The sequence below is a fragment of the Montanilutibacter psychrotolerans genome, assembly GCF_003719825.1.
GTDB classification, from domain to species: domain Bacteria; phylum Pseudomonadota; class Gammaproteobacteria; order Xanthomonadales; family Xanthomonadaceae; genus Montanilutibacter; species Montanilutibacter psychrotolerans.
Map to the genome: position 1 here is coordinate 65169 of NZ_RIBS01000009.1, position 14590 is coordinate 79758.

18 protein-coding genes are annotated in these 14590 nt (G+C 68.4%); 9 read left to right on the top strand and 9 right to left on the bottom strand.

The window, feature by feature from the left end; all coding sequences use genetic code 11:
* Nucleotides 1-81: 81 nt before the first annotated feature.
* Complete coding sequence (gene bfr, locus EER27_RS15090; RefSeq protein WP_123088966.1) at nt 82-552, top strand: bacterioferritin; 471 nt, start codon at nt 82-84, stop codon at nt 550-552.
* A 96-nt stretch (nt 553-648) separates the two neighbouring features.
* Here the strand turns inward: bfr and EER27_RS15095 are convergent, their stop codons facing one another.
* Nucleotides 649-1230, bottom strand: a complete 582-nt coding sequence (locus EER27_RS15095) for a DUF4126 domain-containing protein (RefSeq protein WP_123088967.1) — start codon at nt 1228-1230, stop codon at nt 649-651.
* 67 nt (nt 1231-1297) lie between these two features.
* Here EER27_RS15095 and EER27_RS15100 point away from each other — a divergent pair, with 67 nt between their 5' ends.
* From EER27_RS15100 to EER27_RS15125, 6 genes are all read left to right on the top strand, one after another.
* A complete protein-coding gene (locus EER27_RS15100) occupies nt 1298-2029 on the top strand; it encodes a DUF6776 family protein (protein WP_223807366.1) in 732 nt (243 codons plus the stop codon).
* Between the two features lies 1 nt (nt 2030).
* On the top strand, nt 2031-2447 hold the full coding sequence (locus EER27_RS15105) for a bactofilin family protein (RefSeq protein WP_123088968.1): 417 nt from the start codon (nt 2031-2033) through the stop codon (nt 2445-2447).
* A 26-nt stretch (nt 2448-2473) separates the two neighbouring features.
* Entirely contained in the window at nt 2474-3238 is a 765-nt protein-coding gene (locus EER27_RS15110) for a DUF6776 family protein (RefSeq protein ID WP_123088969.1), read from the top strand.
* Between the two features lie 84 nt (nt 3239-3322).
* On the top strand, nt 3323-3697 hold the full coding sequence (erpA, locus tag EER27_RS15115) for an iron-sulfur cluster insertion protein ErpA (RefSeq protein WP_123088970.1): 375 nt from the start codon (nt 3323-3325) through the stop codon (nt 3695-3697).
* Entirely contained in the window at nt 3694-4653 is a 960-nt protein-coding gene (nudC, locus tag EER27_RS15120; RefSeq protein ID WP_425480852.1) for an NAD(+) diphosphatase, read from the top strand. Before erpA ends, nudC begins: the two co-directional genes overlap by 4 nt.
* Nucleotides 4654-4713: 60 nt before the next feature.
* Nucleotides 4714-5616 (top strand): hypothetical protein, encoded by a 903-nt coding sequence (locus EER27_RS15125; protein ID WP_123088971.1) that lies wholly within the window; start codon nt 4714-4716, stop codon nt 5614-5616.
* A 287-nt stretch (nt 5617-5903) separates the two neighbouring features.
* On the opposite strand, the gene EER27_RS15130 is transcribed toward EER27_RS15125, so the two are convergent.
* From EER27_RS15130 to EER27_RS15145, 4 genes are all read right to left on the bottom strand, one after another.
* The gene (locus EER27_RS15130) at nt 5904-6299 is read right to left on the bottom strand and encodes a DUF2752 domain-containing protein (RefSeq protein WP_223807367.1); all 396 of its coding nucleotides are present in this window, start codon (nt 6297-6299) and stop codon (nt 5904-5906) included.
* A gap of 29 nt (nt 6300-6328) precedes the next feature.
* A complete protein-coding gene (locus EER27_RS15135) occupies nt 6329-6667 on the bottom strand; it encodes a CD225/dispanin family protein (RefSeq protein WP_123088972.1) in 339 nt (112 codons plus the stop codon).
* A 92-nt stretch (nt 6668-6759) separates the two neighbouring features.
* Entirely contained in the window at nt 6760-7125 is a 366-nt protein-coding gene (locus EER27_RS15140) for a hypothetical protein (RefSeq protein ID WP_123088973.1), read from the bottom strand.
* Between the two features lie 72 nt (nt 7126-7197).
* The gene (locus EER27_RS15145; RefSeq protein WP_123088974.1) at nt 7198-9084 is read right to left on the bottom strand and encodes an MFS transporter; all 1887 of its coding nucleotides are present in this window, start codon (nt 9082-9084) and stop codon (nt 7198-7200) included.
* Nucleotides 9085-9499: 415 nt separating this feature from the next.
* Here EER27_RS15145 and EER27_RS17175 point away from each other — a divergent pair, with 415 nt between their 5' ends.
* A complete protein-coding gene (locus EER27_RS17175) occupies nt 9500-9652 on the top strand; it encodes a hypothetical protein (protein ID WP_190285826.1) in 153 nt (50 codons plus the stop codon).
* A gap of 3 nt (nt 9653-9655) precedes the next feature.
* On the top strand, nt 9656-10318 hold the full coding sequence (locus EER27_RS15155) for a Fic/DOC family protein (protein ID WP_123088976.1): 663 nt from the start codon (nt 9656-9658) through the stop codon (nt 10316-10318).
* Here the strand turns inward: EER27_RS15155 and EER27_RS15160 are convergent.
* From EER27_RS15160 to purH, 4 genes are all read right to left on the bottom strand, one after another.
* On the bottom strand, nt 10290-10493 hold the full coding sequence (locus tag EER27_RS15160; protein WP_123088977.1) for a hypothetical protein: 204 nt from the start codon (nt 10491-10493) through the stop codon (nt 10290-10292). The two genes, EER27_RS15155 and EER27_RS15160, sit on opposite strands and share 29 nt — an antisense overlap.
* Nucleotides 10494-10694: 201 nt before the next feature.
* On the bottom strand, nt 10695-11984 hold the full coding sequence (gene purD, locus EER27_RS15165; RefSeq protein ID WP_123088978.1) for a phosphoribosylamine--glycine ligase: 1290 nt from the start codon (nt 11982-11984) through the stop codon (nt 10695-10697).
* Between the two features lie 136 nt (nt 11985-12120).
* Nucleotides 12121-12597, bottom strand: coding sequence for a hypothetical protein (locus tag EER27_RS15170; protein WP_123088979.1), 477 nt, complete (start codon nt 12595-12597; stop codon nt 12121-12123).
* A gap of 205 nt (nt 12598-12802) precedes the next feature.
* A complete protein-coding gene (gene purH, locus EER27_RS15175; RefSeq protein WP_425480853.1) occupies nt 12803-14389 on the bottom strand; it encodes a bifunctional phosphoribosylaminoimidazolecarboxamide formyltransferase/IMP cyclohydrolase in 1587 nt (528 codons plus the stop codon).
* Nucleotides 14390-14590 lie beyond the last annotated feature (201 nt).

The window sequence follows — 14590 nt, forward strand, 5'->3', positions numbered from 1 at the left end:
CGCAAATGCACTCGATTCGCGTTCCGCCAGCGCGCGCGCGAAAGGACTAGAGTGCCGCCATTGCAGAGGTGGAGCACGGCCATGAAAGGCGACCCGAAAGTCATCGAATTCCTCAACAAGGCGCTCTACAACGAGCTGATCGCCATCAACCAGTACTTCCTGCACGCCAAGATGCTGAAGAACTGGGGCCTGAAGGAACTTGCCGAACACGAGTACCACGAGTCCATCGACGAGATGAAGCACGCCGACAAGTTGTCGGAGCGGATCCTGTTCCTCGATGGCCTGCCGAACTTCCAGGCGCTGGGCAAGCTGCGTATCGGCGAGAACCCGCGCGAGTTGCTGGCCTGCGATCTGGCCCTGGAGCTCGAGGCGCTGCCCGTGCTGCGCGAGGCGATCGCGCATTGCGAGAGCGTGGGCGATTTCACCAGTCGCCAACTGTTTGCCGACATCCTCGATTCCGAGGAAGAGCACATCGACTGGATCGAGACTCAGCTAGCGCTGATCGAACGCATCGGCGAGCCGAACTACCTGGCCACCAAGATCGAAGGCTGAGCCCTGCCGACCGTGCGATCCGCTAGGCGGACAGCACGGAGCGCGGTCACACGAAAACGCCACCGTGACCCGGTGGCGTTTTGCGTTGTGTGGACGTCAGCCCGTCATCGGCCGGGGCGGCCTGCGGAACAGCTTGCGCCAGACCCACCACAGGGCGAGGGCCAGCAGGATGCTGACCAGCAACGCGATCGAGAACACCAGCCACGGATAGGCGAACACCAGCGCAAGCCCACCGACCACCGCGACATCCTCGGTGACCGAGGCGGTCCAGTTGCTGACCGGTTCGGGGGAGGTGTTCAGCAGTGCGCGCGAGCCGGACTTCAACAGGTGGCTGCCCAGCGCCACGCCGGCGCCGGTGGCCAGCGCCCCGGCCCCGAGTTCGCCATCGGGTGACAGCGTCGCCGCGGCCAGGAAGGCGCCGACCGGCACCCGCAGCAAGGTGTGCAGCAGGTCCCAGCCCGAGTCGACGCCGGGAATCTTGTCGGCAAAGAACTCCGCCGCCGCGAGCGCTCCCGACACCCCGAGCACCCAGGGGGACTGGGTGGCCTCCAACGCCTGGGGCAGGTCCAGCCAGCCCAGGGCGCCGGCCACGCCGACCCCGAATACCGTGAGATAGACCCGGATGCCGGCCAACCACGCCAGCACCACGCCAATTGCGAACAGGTGCGCATCGGTCATCGCCGCAGCCTCGCTAAACTATGCGACCGAGTATAGGGACATCCCGCCCCCCAGGGATCGCACCTTGATGAGTCAAAAACCCAATTCCCGCTACCGCATCGTGCGGCCGCAAGAAGACCGCAAACGCACGCCCTGGCTGGCTCTTGCCCTGCTGTGGGTGCTGTCGCTGGCGGCCACCTGGGCGTGGGCCAGCCATCGCGCCGGCCCGCAATTGCCCGCCCTGCGGCAGGCGCTGGGCGATGCCCGCGCGCAGCTGCGTACCAGCCAGGCCGCGCTGGCGACGTTCCGTCAGCGCGAGGCCACCCTGCAGCGGTCGGACCAGATCAGCCGGGTCGCCAACAAGGAGGTCCAGCGCGCGCTGGCCGACCGCGAGGAAGAGCTTGCCGACCTGCGCGGCGACGTGGCGTTCTACGAGCGCCTGGTCGGTTCCACCGCCCCACCCAAGGGCCTGAATGTACACTCGGCCGACTTCGTCGCCGAGACCGGCGGCACCTGGAGCTACCTGGTCGTGCTGACCCAGAACCTCAACCGGGGCGTGGTCAGCGCCGGCCAGATGCGGTTCGTGGTCGAGGGCGTGCGCGACGGCAAGCTGGCGACGATCGGCTGGAACGAGCTCCACCAGCAGCCGACCTCGCCTGCGCAGTCCTATTCATTCCGCTATTTCCAGCGCCTCAAGGGCAGCGTGATGCTGCCGCCGGGGTTCACGCCCCAGCGTGTGCGCGTGTCGTTGCGTGGCAACGGCGCGTCGATCGACCAGGACATCGGCTGGAACCACAACACCGCAAACGGGGAGACCTGAGATGTTCAAGAGCAACAAGCCCAACCAGCAAGACGGTTACGTGGACACCCTGATCGGCCCGCAGGTGGTCATTCGTGGCGACCTCCTGTTCCGCGGCACCCTCATGGTCGAGGGCAAGATCATCGGCAAGGTGATCGCCGAAGACGGCCAGGACGCCGTGCTCGACCTGACCGAGAACGGCAGCATCGAAGGCGAAGTTCGTGCGCCGGTGGTGGTGATCAACGGCCAGCTCGACGGCGACGTGTATTCCGGCGATCGCGTCGAACTCAAGTCCAAGGCGCGCGTGCTCGGCAATGTCCACTACAAGGTGGTCGAGATGATGGCCGGCGCGACCCTCACCGGGCGCCTGATCCACAGCGACACCGCCGGCATGATCGAGGCGGCGGGCGCGAAGGCCGGGGACCTCGTAGTAGGCTGAGCATCCCGTCCCAGCGGTAGGCAGCCATGGCGTCGCGTCCGGTCATTCGAACTGCAGGCCGCCCTGGCCACTGGTGGATCGTCGCTGGCGCGGTGTTCGTGCTGGCCCTGGCCTTTGGTGGCTGGGGCCTGTGGCGGGTCGTTGCGCCGGCGCCGGGTGACGTGCACGGCCGGTTGATCGAGGCCGAGCGCAACGCGAAGGGGCACCTGGGCCGGATCGAGCAGTTGCAGCAGCGGGTCAGCACGCTGACGCGTTCGGACGAGATCAGTCGCGATGCCAACCGCGACCTGCAGGGCACGTTGGCCGAGCGCGACGAGGAAATCGCCGGGCTGCGGGCCGACGTGGCGTTCTACGAGCGGCTGGTCGGCGCAACCGGACAGCGCCGCGGCCTCAGCGTGCACGCCCTGCGCATGGAGCAGCAGCAATCGCAGCCGCAGGCCGGCGCCGCCGCCTGGCATTTCGCCACGACGCTCACCCAGAACCTCAACCGCGGCGCCGTGAGTGCCGGGCGGCTGAGTCTGTCGGTCGAGGGCAGTCGCGGCGGCAAGTTGCAGAAGCTGGCGTGGACCGACCTGCGCCAGCAGCCCGATGCCCAGGGCGTGTCGTACTCGTTCAAGTACTTCCAGCAGGTGGAGGGCGATGTGTTCCTGCCCGCAGGGTTCACGCCGGTGCGCGTGATCGTGCGGCTGGCACCGCAGTCGGGCTCGGCAGTGGAGCAATCGTTCACCTGGGCAGATGCCACGCGCGAAGGCACCGCGGCCACCGGTGGCGCGACCGGCGCGGCGCCGTAGTGGTGCACGCCCACGGTGTACCGGGATCGCGATCGGCGCACGACGCGCCTTGAATGCGCGGCCTTCGCGCCCCATCCTGATCGCATGGAAACCATTCCCACGCTCGGCCTGCCCGATTACCAATCGCTCGATCGTCCGCTGCAGTTCACCTCCGCGGCCGCGGCCAAGGTTCGCGAGCTGATCGCCGAAGAGGGCAACGAGGCGCTGAAGCTGCGCGTCTACATCCAGGGTGGCGGCTGTTCCGGCTTCCAGTACGGCTTCGAGTTCGACGAGAACCAGGGCGAGGACGATCTGGCGGTGGACACCGACGGGGTGACCCTGCTGGTCGATCCGCTGAGCCTGCAGTACCTGATGGGCGCCGAAGTGGATTACACCGAGAGCCTGCACGGCGCGCAGTTCGTGATCCGCAATCCGAACGCGAAGACCACCTGCGGCTGCGGCTCCTCGTTCTCGGCGTGACCGTCGCGCGCGCGCCCTTCGCATTCACCGACGCCGCTCCGGGCGAGATCCCGTGGGCCGCGCTCGATCGCGCCGATCATCTGCGCCACGACCCCGTGGCCTTGGGCGCTCTGTGGGCGCAATCGCGCGTGCTGCTGCTCGATGCCGACGGGCAGGCGCTGGCCGACGCGCAGCGCATGCCCAGCACGCCGCGTGGCGAGCAGCTCAGCGAAGGGCCCGGCGGCGTCGGTGCCGCGACGTTCCTCGGTCTGGATCCCGAGGGCGAAGCGTGGTTTTCGCTGGAGGCCGCGCTGACGGCATTCGACGCGCCGCAACGCATCGACCTGCGCTCCGCCGCAACGTTGTGGCCGGCATTTCCCGCCAGCGTCTTCGCACAGGCGCGGGCGGTGCAGCACTGGCGCAACCGGCACCGCTTCTGCGGTGTCTGCGGCAGCCCGGTGGCGATGCAGCGCGGCGGCTGGCTGGGCGTCTGCGGTGGATGCGGTATCGAGCATTACCCGCGTACCGATCCGGCGGTGATCGTTGCGGTCGGCGATGGCGACCGGATCCTGCTGGGTCGCCAGTCGAGCTGGCCGGAACGGCGCTGGTCGGTGATCGCCGGCTTCGTCGAGCCGGGCGAGTCGCTCGAACAGGCGGTCGCCCGTGAGGTGGCCGAGGAAACTTCGCTGCGCGTGCGCAGCTGCCACTACCTTGCCTCGCAGCCGTGGCCGTTCCCGAGTGCGTTGATGCTCGGCTTCATCGCCCAGGCCGAGCCGGACGAGCCGCGGGTCACCGAAGAGCTTGAGGAGGCGCGCTGGTTCACCGTCGAGGAGATCCGCGCGGCGCAGGCGCGCGACGATGCCGCCATGGATGATGGCGGCCCGCTGCTGTCGCCGCCGATCTCGATCGCACGTTGGCTGATCGAGCAATGGCTGGCCCGAGCATGCGCCACCGCATCGTCTTCCGGGGTGCGTTGAGGTCGGCGCGGAGACGCTAGAATCACAGCGGTCCCACGCGACGTTGGGAAGGAAGCCGCAATGTCAGCCACCCTGATCGCCACTGTCGTCGCCCTCGTGCTGGGCCACCTCGCGCCCGCCCTGGCCGCTGCACTGCGCCAGTACGGCTGGTTTGGTGACTGGCTGCGCTGGCTCGACTCGCATCTGTCCGAAGGCGGTTTGTGGCGTAGCCGATGGGGCATCGTGGTGGCGTTGTTGCCACCGCTGCTGGCCGTCGCGTTGTTCCAGTACGCACTGCAGGCTCCGCTGCTGGGGCTGGGCGGTCTGCTGTTTGGTGTGGCGGTGCTGTTCTATTCGTGGGGACCGCGCGACCTGGATGTCGATGTCGAGGCAGTGGCATCGAGTCAGGATCCGCAAACCCGCCGCGATGCCGCGGTGAGCCTGCTGGGCGCCAGCAACGATGCGCCCGTCGATGGCGGCGCGATGATCGAAGCGGTTTTCCGCAGTGCGCTGCGCCGCTGGTTCGGCGTGTTGCTGTGGTTCCTGCTGCTCGGTCCGTTCGGTGCGTTGCTGTACCGCCTGGCGGCATTGGCGGCAGAAAGCGAGGCGGCCCAGGCGTTGCCGATGGAAACCCGGGCCGGTGCGCGCGTCCTGCTCGCGATACTGGACTGGCCTGCCTCGCAGCTGATGACGCTTGCGCTGGCTCTGGTCGGCAATTTCGACACCGTGCTGGGCGCCTGGCGCGACAACGGCGGTGCCTCGTTCTCGCTCGACGGACGCTTCCTGGGCGCGGTGGCGCGCGCGAGTGTGCGCACCGAGCTGGCCGAAGAAGCGGCCGACTACGCCGACGACGTGGGCGGACCACCTCCGGTCATCGCCGGTGACCTGCCCGAACTGCGCGACGCGATGAGCCTGGTCTGGCGCAGCCTGCTGGTCTGGATGGCCGTCCTCGCCTTGTTCGTCATCGCCGGCTGGGTGAACTGAGGCCGGCAGCGAGGCGCCTGCGCGGCTCCGGGAAATACTCGGGTCCGCAACCGGTTGCGACCTTGCCAACCGGTACCGTTCCGAGCCATACCGCCCCAGGCAGCCCCGATCCTGGGTGCACCCCGCCAACGCACGTCATTCGCCCGGCCGCCACGCGTTGCGGTGCCCGCCAGGGCCATCGGGTGTCGGATCCCGCGCACGCCACGGGCCGGGGCGCACCGATCGTATTCACTGCAGGGAAAGGCGGGGCGGAGCTGCCGCGCCGCGGGCTTGCGCGGGCGGGCGCCTCAGCCCGGAGCCAGCAGCCTCAACGGCCACCAGGGCAGGTTGCGCAGCACGCCGAACACCAGCAGCAGGCCGATCCACAACGCCGGGCTGTACAGCCAGGCGCGCGCCGTCGGCCCGAGCAGGCGGCGGTTGCCCAACTCTTGCCAGGCAATCAACAGCGCGGCTGCCAGCATCGGCACCAGCAGGACGTTCATCGAAAGGGCGCGCGGAAGGTCGCCCTGGGCGAGTGCGTGCAACGCGCGGGTCATGCCGCAGCCGGGGCAAAACCACCCGGTCAGGGCGTGGAACATGCAACGAGGGAACAGGTTGCCGACGGCATTCGGGTCGAACGTGCGCAGCACCCAGAAGCCGCCGGCGATGGCCACCAGGGCCACCGCCACGACAGCGGCCTTCATCGGCAGACGCCGCGATGGCCGCAACGCGATCATCGCTGCGCGTTCTGGATCTGCTGCATCATTTCCATGTAATGCTCGGCGCCGCCGCCCAGCAGCCACACCACGTTGAACAGCACACCCACGATGCACAGGCCGCTGGTGATCCAGCACCACAGCTTGGCCTGACGCGAGGAATCCTGCGCACCGGCGTGGTCGCCCTGGGCCAGCTTGCTGTTGACCTGCGAGGAGAACACGATCGCGACGATGCCCGGAATCGTGCCGATGACGCAGCAGAAGCACAGCGAGGCAATGGTGATGAGGATCGACCACACCATGTAACTCTGGATCGGGCCGGGTGCAGCTTCCTGGAACGGTGGTGGTGTGCTCATTGTTTCCCCTTTGAATGATCTGGGCCGCCACCCTGGCCGCCCGCGCGGCGAATCCTAGCAGCGTCGGTCGGAAACTGTCTGTGCGATGGAGATCAGACGCGGCGGGGCGACGTGCGGCCGGCCGCGTTCGCTGCGATCAGCGAGGAGACCACCGCGGCGGCGATCCAGCACAGCGGCCAGGTGATGAAGCCGATGAAAATCGCGCACAGCATCAGGTTGATGAACGCGACGATCCAGTAGCCGATCATGAAGACCAGTCCGCTGACGACGTTGCCGGCGTACAGCTGACCGATCCCGAACGTCTGGAAGAACGCACCCGGCAGCAGCTCCAGCAGCACCGCGACCGCGACGGATTTCTGCGCGGGGTAGTGCTGCGCGTGCTGCACGGGCGGTGCCTGTGCGATGGACGGCAGCGGTGGCGGTGGCGGCAGGCCGTCGGGCGTTGTCTGGTCGTGCATCACGTCGGTCCGGAGAAGGGAGCGCGCATCGTAACGCCGTCGACCGGCGCCGCGACGATCAGTCCACGACGATCAGGCCGCGTCGCCGCGCAGGGTACGCACGTGTGCCTCCAGCATCCGCGCGTCGGCCGCGGACGGATCGATGGCGGCGTCCGCCACCACGCCGACGCTGGCGCGGAATCGGCGCGGCACGCGCATGCGGCCCATGCGGCTGTCGCGATGGCTCCACATGCTGCTCCACATGCCCCGCAGCGCCATCGGAATCACCGGCACCGGACGGCGTTCGAGGATGCGTTCGACGCCGGACTTGAACGCGGCGATGTCGCCATCGCGCGTAAGCGCGCCCTCGGGGAAGATGCCCACGATCTGTCCATCGGCCAGCGCCGCGTCGATCTCGTCGAACGCACGCTGCATGAGCTCGGGATTCTCGCGGGCACCGGCGATCGGGATGGCCTTGGCGGTGCGGAAGATCCAGCTCATCACCGGGATGTTGAAAATCCGGTAATACATCACGAAGCGTACTGGCCGCGGGATGCTCGCCGACAGGATCAGCGCGTCCATGTAGCTGACGTGGTTGCACACGATCAAGGCCGGGCCTTCGTCGGGGATGTGCCGTTCGATGCCTTCCAGGCGCAGCCGGTACAGGCCGCGCACGAACACCCAGCTCAGGAAGCGCATCAGGAACTCGGGCACGATCGTGAAGATCCAGATCGCGACCAGCGCGTTGGCGATGGCCAGTGCCAGGAACACCTGCGGAATGTTCCAGCCGAGGAAGCGCTGCACGATGATGCCAAGCGCCGCTGCCAGCACGATGAAGGCCGCGTTCTGGATGTTCATGCCGGCGATCACGCGCGATATTTCCTGCTTCGGCGTGCGGCTCTGCATCAGCGCGAACAGCGGCACCACGAAGAAACCGGCGAACACGCCGATGCCGACCAGATCGATGACGATGCGCCAACTGCCCGGCTGCTGCAGGAACGCGCCGACGTCCAGCCCGGTTGCCGCCGGCAATCCGCTGCGCGCGAAGTACAGGTCGACCATGAAGGCGCTGATGCCAAACGCGCCCAGTGGCACCAGGCCGATCTCCACCGTGCGCGCCGACAGCCGCTCGCACAGCATCGAGCCCGCGCCGGTGCCGATCGAGAACAGCGCCAGCGCGAACAGGTACAGGGTTTCGCTGCCACCGAGGTTGACCTCGGCGTACGTGGGCAGCTGCGCGGTCAGTACCGTGCCGATGAACCAGAACCACGACACGCCGAGGATCGCGTTTCGCACCGCCAGCTGCTTGCGCGCCAGGCGAAGCACGGCGATCGATTCGGGAATGGGGTTCCAGTTGACCTTGAGCTCCGGGGCGCCGGCTTCCGCACGCGGAATTGCGCGACTGACCAGGTTGCCGGTCACCGCCAGCGCGACGATCGCGGTGGCTGCGACCACCGGCCCCTGGTCGCCGGCCAGCTTGAAGATCAGCCCACCCAGGATCATTCCCAGCAGGATCGAGATCGACGTACCCATCTCGACCAGGCCGTTGCCGCCGGTGAGTTCCTCGGGCTTGAGCACCGACGGCAGGATCGAGTACTTGACCGGCCCGAACAGCGTGGACTGCAGGCCGGTGCAGAACAGCGCGACCAGCAGCACCACCATGTTCTGCGTCAGGAAGCCGATCGCCGCCAGCGACATGATCACGATTTCCATCGTGGTGGTGATGCGGATCAGCCGCGACTTCTCCAGCTTTTCGGCGATCTGTCCGGCGGTGGCCGAGAACAGGAAGTAGGGCGCGATGAACAGCGCCGGGGCTAGGTTGGTGTACAGCGTGCGCTGCTCGCCGCTGACGCCGAGCCAGAACAGCAGGCCGATGATCGCCTGTCGATAGACGTTGTCGTTGAACGCACCCAGTGCCTGGGTCAGGAAGAACGGCGCGAAGCGTCGTTGCTTGAGCAGATCGAACTGGTTGTGCGCCATGCGGCCCCCGGGTTTGCCGGCGAGCCTAGCAGAGCGCGCGCCACCTGCCGCGTGGTGCGCGCGTTGGCCGCGCCCTGCGATCGCCGGGGTAGCGCCGATGACGACGCGGCGTATCGGATCGCTCGACCGGAGGCTGTGACGCCGGGCCTGGCGCGTCGCCGGCCCGGCGTGGCGCGCGGGGATGACGCCGACCGAAGCTCAGCGGCCAGCGCCTTGGTCGCGCGGCCGACGGCGGCGTGGCCCCCCCGGGCGAGCCCTAGCGCCGCACCCGGAGCCCGCCCTGGCGTCGGTGGCCTCAGCCCTGCTCGCGCTCGATCGCGCGCCAGCCGATGTCGTTGCGGTGGAACTCGCCGTCCCAGCTGATCCGTTCGGTTGCGTCACCGGCTAAAGTGCAGCCGGACAAGGGAGCCACGCCGTGTTTGACCAAGGTTTCAAGTGCATCGACCACCTCCTGCACAAGGTTGCCGGCTGTACCAGAGATCTGGACTACGCCGGGCAGTCGAAGCTCACTGAGCTCAACGAACTCAAGCAATCCCTCCTGCACCAGACCTTCTCCGGCCACCTGTAAGCCATGACACCTGGCCGATATGTCGTTGACGGTTCGGAGGGCGCATTCCAGCCCGGCTCACGCGGCCGGGTGCTGGCCAATCGTCCGGGCATCGTCCGTGTGCGGGAAATGCAGCGCGCGGAAACCCAAACGCTGCTCGCATTGACCGATGCGCTGCTGGACGAAGTCGGCGTGGCACAGCGGTTCACCACCAACGACTTGCGTGACTGGCATCGGCGCTGGCTGGGTGGCGTCTACCCATGGGCGGGCGACTACCGGCAGGTCAATATGGGCAAGGGCGGTTTCCAGTTCGCCAGCGCGCACCTGATTGCCGGATTGATGACGACGTTTCAGAGAGACGTCCTGGCCGAATGCACGCCCTGTGAGGGCATGGACGAAGCCAGCCTGTCAGCCGCAATGGCTCGGACCCATGCCGAATTCATCCTGGTCCATCCTTTCCGCGAGGGAAACGGCCGCTTGGTACGCCTACTCAACACGCTGATGGCGTTGCAGGCCGGTTGGCCCATCCTCGACTTCAGTGGGATTCGCGGCAGGAAGAAGCAGGAATACATCGGCGCGATCCATGCTGCGATGGACCGCGATTACCAGCTTCTGGAAACGATCTTCGCCGGCGTGCTGCGGCGCACTCGCCGAACGGCTACTTCTTCTTCGGGCGGCCGTCCTTGACGACGGTCGTTCGGTCCGACTTGGAAGTCGTGACGAAGCGCCCGTCAACCGCGCTGCGGAACACCTTGGCGGACACGCCCTCGATTGCGGACGAGCTGCGTACGTTCCGTTCGACGCCTTCCTTGCGGGCTGCCGGGGTGCGGAGGTAGACGTTGCTGGCGGCAATTGACTTCATTTCTGCAGGCTAGCACTGCCGCCCTGTACATGCCATGGATCGGAACGAGGGTGTCCCGTCGCCCCATGAACCGAGTCGGAGACCCGGGCGGAACACATCGATCCGGCTCACGAACGATGCGGCGGGCAGCGGCCGTGCGGGCGCTGAGCACGATGCGAGCACTGGCCCTGCCTCGCTCCGAGCGCCCGGTTGCGGCTCGCCTCAGCCCTGCTCGCGCTCGATCGCGCGCCAGCCGATGTCGTTGCGGTGGAACTCGCCGTCCCAGCTGATTTCTGCCACCGCGGCGTAGGCATCCTGCTGGGCCTGCGCGACGCTGTCCCCGAGCGCGCACACGCACAGCACGCGGCCGCCGCAGGTGACGACGTTGCCGGCGTCGTCCAGGCGCGTGCCGGCATGGAACACCTTGCTGCCTGCCGGAACGGTGGCGTCGAGGCCGTGGATCGCGTCGCCGGCCTTCGGGGTTTCCGGATAGTTGGCCGCCGCCATCACCACGCCCAGCGAGCGGCGCGGGTCCCAGTGCGCTTCCACCTCGTGCAGGCGTTGCGCGAGCGCGGCCTCGACCAGGTCCACCAGGTCCGACTGCAGGCGCAGCATCACCGGCTGGGTTTCCGGATCGCCGAAGCGCACGTTGAACTCGATGACCTTCGGCGCGCCGGCCTTGTCGATCATCAGCCCGGCGTACAGGAAGCCGGTGAACGGAATGCCGTCGGCGATCATGCCCTGCACGGTCGGATTGACCACCTCGCGCATCACGCGTTCGTGGACGTCGGGGGTGACCACCGGGGCCGGCGAGTACGCGCCCATGCCGCCGGTGTTGGGGCCGGTGTCGCGATCGCCGACGCGCTTGTGGTCCTGGCTGGTCGCCATGGGCAGCGCAGTCACGCCATCGACCATCGAGATGAAGCTGGCTTCCTCGCCGTCGAGGAACTCCTCGATCACGACCCGCGAACCGGCGGCGCCGAATGCGTTGCCGGCCAGCATGTCGCGCACCGCGGCTTCGGCCTCGGCCAGCGTCATCGCCACGATCACGCCCTTGCCCGCGGCCAGGCCGTCGGCCTTGACCACGATCGGCGCGCCCTTTTCGCGAACGTACGCCAACGCGGCGTCGACGTCGGTGTGCACCGCGTAGTACGCCGTGGGGATGCCGTGGCGGGCCAGGAAGTCCTTGGCGTAGGCCTTGCTGCCTTCCAGCTGCGCGGCGGCTGCGGTGGGGCCAAACACCTTCAGGCCGGCAGCGCGGAAGCGGTCGACCACGCCGGCCACCAGCGGGCCTTCCGGGCCGACCACGGTCAGCGCGACGCCTTCGCGCTGCGCCAGCGCGAGCAGGCCGTCGATGTCGCTGGCGGCGACGTCGACGTTGCGGCAGTTGCGCTCGCGCGCGGTGCCGGCGTTACCCGGCGCGACCAGCACTTCGTCGACGCGCGCGGACTGCGCGAGCTTCCATGCCAGCGCGTGTTCGCGTCCGCCGGAACCGATGACGAGGATCTTCATTGCGAGTGTGCTCCGTGGTGCCCCGACCGCCGACGCGTTCGGGTGAGGTGTACGTGTGGAGGTGGCGCCGGGTGGCAGCCGCCCGTGTTGCGGATGCGGCGGACGCCGACGCCCTCGATGGGCGCGGGCGCGGCGGCTAGCGCGGCTTGCCGGCCGGGTTGCACTGCGCGGGCTGCAAGGTGACCTCGAAGAACGACTGGCCGCTGCCGTCGACGAAGCGTCGCCGCACGCCGCCGCCGTTTTTCAGCACCGCGGCGAGATCGTCGTGTCGGCACAGCTCGCTGATCGCGTCCTGCTCATCGCGCTGCAGCGCATCGAGCACGTCCTTCTTGCCGCGCGCCTTGGCGACGGTGATGTCGGGATTGCGGATCACGAAGACGAGATCGTTGCCTTCGACCTTGGCCGCATCCACTACCAGACCGTCGCGGTACGGCGTCGGCAGCGTCTTGCCGATGGCGCCGGCGGCCTGGTCCAGCGCGCCTTCGACGCCTTCGTCCTTGCCGCAGCCGGCCAGCAACAGCGTGGCAACGGCCAGGGCGGCGATGCCGGCAGCGCGATGACCGGTGGCCTGGGTCGGCGTTTTCGTTTCGGGGTGATCGTGCTGGCTGCGCATGGCGGGCTCCGTTGGGTTCGGGGTGGCGCTGGGGCGACGGGCGTGCGGGGGGCGGCGTGTCCGGGTCGTCAGGCGGCGCGGTTGGGGCTCCGGGCGCGCGGCGAGTGGTCGAGCGCTTCGAGACCGACGGCGCCGCCCGCAGGCTGCCCGCCGGAAGCGGGCAGTGCGGACGCCAGCCACGTGGGGCGCATGCGGCCGGCCCGGTTCAGTGGCGGAAGTGACGCACGCCGGTGAACACCATCGCCAGGCCGTGCTCGTCGGCGGCGGCGATGACCTCGTTGTCGCGCATCGACCCGCCCGGCTGGATCACCGCCTTGATGCCGGCGGCCGCCGCGGCGTCGATGCCGTCGCGGAACGGGAAGAACGCGTCCGATGCCATCACCGATCCCGGCACCACCAGCCCGGCTTCCTCGGCCTTGAGGGCGGCGATCTTCGCCGACACCACGCGGCTCATCTGGCCGGCGCCGATGCCGATGCTGCGACTGTCGCGCGCGTAGACGATCGCGTTGGACTTCACGAACTTGGCGATGCGCCAGGCGAACAGCAGGTCGTCGAGCTGCTTGTCGGTGGGGGCCAGTTTCGACACCACCGTGAGCTCGCTGCGGCCGACCTCGCGGATGTCGCTGGTCTGCATCAGCAGGCCGGAGCCCACGCGCTTGATGTCGAAGTTGTTGCGGCCATCGCCGTGCGGAATCCGCAGCACGCGCACGTTGGCCTTCTTGCGGGCGTAATCGAGCGCGCCTTCCTCGTAGTCCGGCGCGATCAGCACTTCGACGAACTGGCGGTCGAGGATGACCTTGGCCGTTGCCGCGTCGAGCGTGCGGTTGAAGGCGATGATGCCGCCGAACGCCGAGGTGGGGTCGGTGGCGTAGGCCAGCTCGTACGCATCGCCGCAGGCCACGCCCTGGGCAACGCCGCAGGGGTTGGCGTGCTTGACGATCACGCACGCCGGGGTCTCGAACTGGCGCACGCATTCCCAGGCGGCATCGGCATCGGCGAGGTTGTTGAAGCTCAGCTCCTTGCCCTGCAGCTGGGTGAACGTGGCCAGCGTGCCCGGCACCGGGTGCAGGTCGCGGTAGAACGCGCCGTGCTGGTGCGGGTTTTCGCCGTAGCGCAGGTCCATCACCTTGACGAAGTTGCTGTTCTGCTGCGCCGGGAACAACGCGCGCGCGCCGTCGTCGCCGATCGCCGACAGGTAGTCGCTGATGCAGGCGTCGTACTGGGCGACGCGATTGAACGCGGCCACCGACAGCGCGAAGCGGGTCTTGGCCGACAGCGTGCCGTCGGCGCCATCGAGCTCCTGCACGATGCCGGCGTATTGCGCCGGGTCGGTGGCGACGGCCACGCGTGCGAAGTTCTTGGCGGCCGAACGCAACATGGCCGGGCCGCCGATGTCGATGTTCTCGACGATCTCGTCCATCGTGCTGTCGGGGTTGGCCGAGACCTGCTCGAACGGGTACAGGTTCAGCACCAGCAGGTCGATCGCGCCGATGCCGTGTTCGGCCATCACCGCATCGTCGATGCCGGCGCGGCCGAGCAGTCCGCCGTGGACGAGCGGGTGCAGCGTCTTGACGCGGCCGTCCATCATCTCGGGAAAACCGGTGACGTCGCTGACGTCCCTGACGGCCAGGCCCGCGTCGCGGATCGTCTTGGCGGTGCCGCCGGTGGACAGCAGCTCCACGTCGCGCGCGGCCAGTGCGCGGGCGAGGTCGACCAGACCGGTCTTGTCGGAAACGGAAAGCAGCGCGCGGCGGATCTTCACCGGCGAGGCGGACAGGCGATCGGAAGTCATACGGGGAGGGGGCAGCAGGGAAGGCGCGAATTATAGCGGTTGGGGCCGGCGGGGCCGGCCCGGGGCGGACCACCGGTCGGCATCGGACGTGGCGCCTGGCGCGGGTGCCGCTTCGGCGGGCGGGTCGCGGTGCGGCGCGGGGACTCTGTCGCTGCGGCGGCAGCTGCGCAGGAAACCAACCCGCTCCGGCCGCAATCGGAT

What these genes read in the sequence shown, in the direction of transcription:
- erpA (WP_123088970.1), top strand. Translation starts at nt 3,323, where the DNA reads ATGGAAACCATTCCCACGCTCGGCCTGCCCGATTACCAATCGCTCGAT.
- bfr (WP_123088966.1), top strand. Translation starts at nt 82, where the DNA reads ATGAAAGGCGACCCGAAAGTCATCGAATTCCTCAACAAGGCGCTCTAC.
- EER27_RS15100 (WP_223807366.1), top strand. Translation starts at nt 1,298, where the DNA reads ATGAGTCAAAAACCCAATTCCCGCTACCGCATCGTGCGGCCGCAAGAA.
- EER27_RS15110 (WP_123088969.1), top strand. Translation starts at nt 2,474, where the DNA reads ATGGCGTCGCGTCCGGTCATTCGAACTGCAGGCCGCCCTGGCCACTGG.
- EER27_RS15160 (WP_123088977.1), bottom strand. Translation starts at nt 10,493, where the DNA reads ATGAAGTCAATTGCCGCCAGCAACGTCTACCTCCGCACCCCGGCAGCC.
- purH (WP_425480853.1), bottom strand. Translation starts at nt 14,389, where the DNA reads ATGACTTCCGATCGCCTGTCCGCCTCGCCGGTGAAGATCCGCCGCGCG.
- EER27_RS15125 (WP_123088971.1), top strand. Translation starts at nt 4,714, where the DNA reads ATGTCAGCCACCCTGATCGCCACTGTCGTCGCCCTCGTGCTGGGCCAC.
- EER27_RS15145 (WP_123088974.1), bottom strand. Translation starts at nt 9,084, where the DNA reads ATGGCGCACAACCAGTTCGATCTGCTCAAGCAACGACGCTTCGCGCCG.
- EER27_RS15130 (WP_223807367.1), bottom strand. Translation starts at nt 6,299, where the DNA reads ATGAAGGCCGCTGTCGTGGCGGTGGCCCTGGTGGCCATCGCCGGCGGC.
- EER27_RS15105 (WP_123088968.1), top strand. Translation starts at nt 2,031, where the DNA reads ATGTTCAAGAGCAACAAGCCCAACCAGCAAGACGGTTACGTGGACACC.
- EER27_RS15170 (WP_123088979.1), bottom strand. Translation starts at nt 12,597, where the DNA reads ATGCGCAGCCAGCACGATCACCCCGAAACGAAAACGCCGACCCAGGCC.
- EER27_RS15155 (WP_123088976.1), top strand. Translation starts at nt 9,656, where the DNA reads ATGACACCTGGCCGATATGTCGTTGACGGTTCGGAGGGCGCATTCCAG.
- purD (WP_123088978.1), bottom strand. Translation starts at nt 11,984, where the DNA reads ATGAAGATCCTCGTCATCGGTTCCGGCGGACGCGAACACGCGCTGGCA.
- EER27_RS15135 (WP_123088972.1), bottom strand. Translation starts at nt 6,667, where the DNA reads ATGAGCACACCACCACCGTTCCAGGAAGCTGCACCCGGCCCGATCCAG.
- EER27_RS15095 (WP_123088967.1), bottom strand. Translation starts at nt 1,230, where the DNA reads ATGACCGATGCGCACCTGTTCGCAATTGGCGTGGTGCTGGCGTGGTTG.
- EER27_RS15140 (WP_123088973.1), bottom strand. Translation starts at nt 7,125, where the DNA reads ATGCACGACCAGACAACGCCCGACGGCCTGCCGCCACCGCCACCGCTG.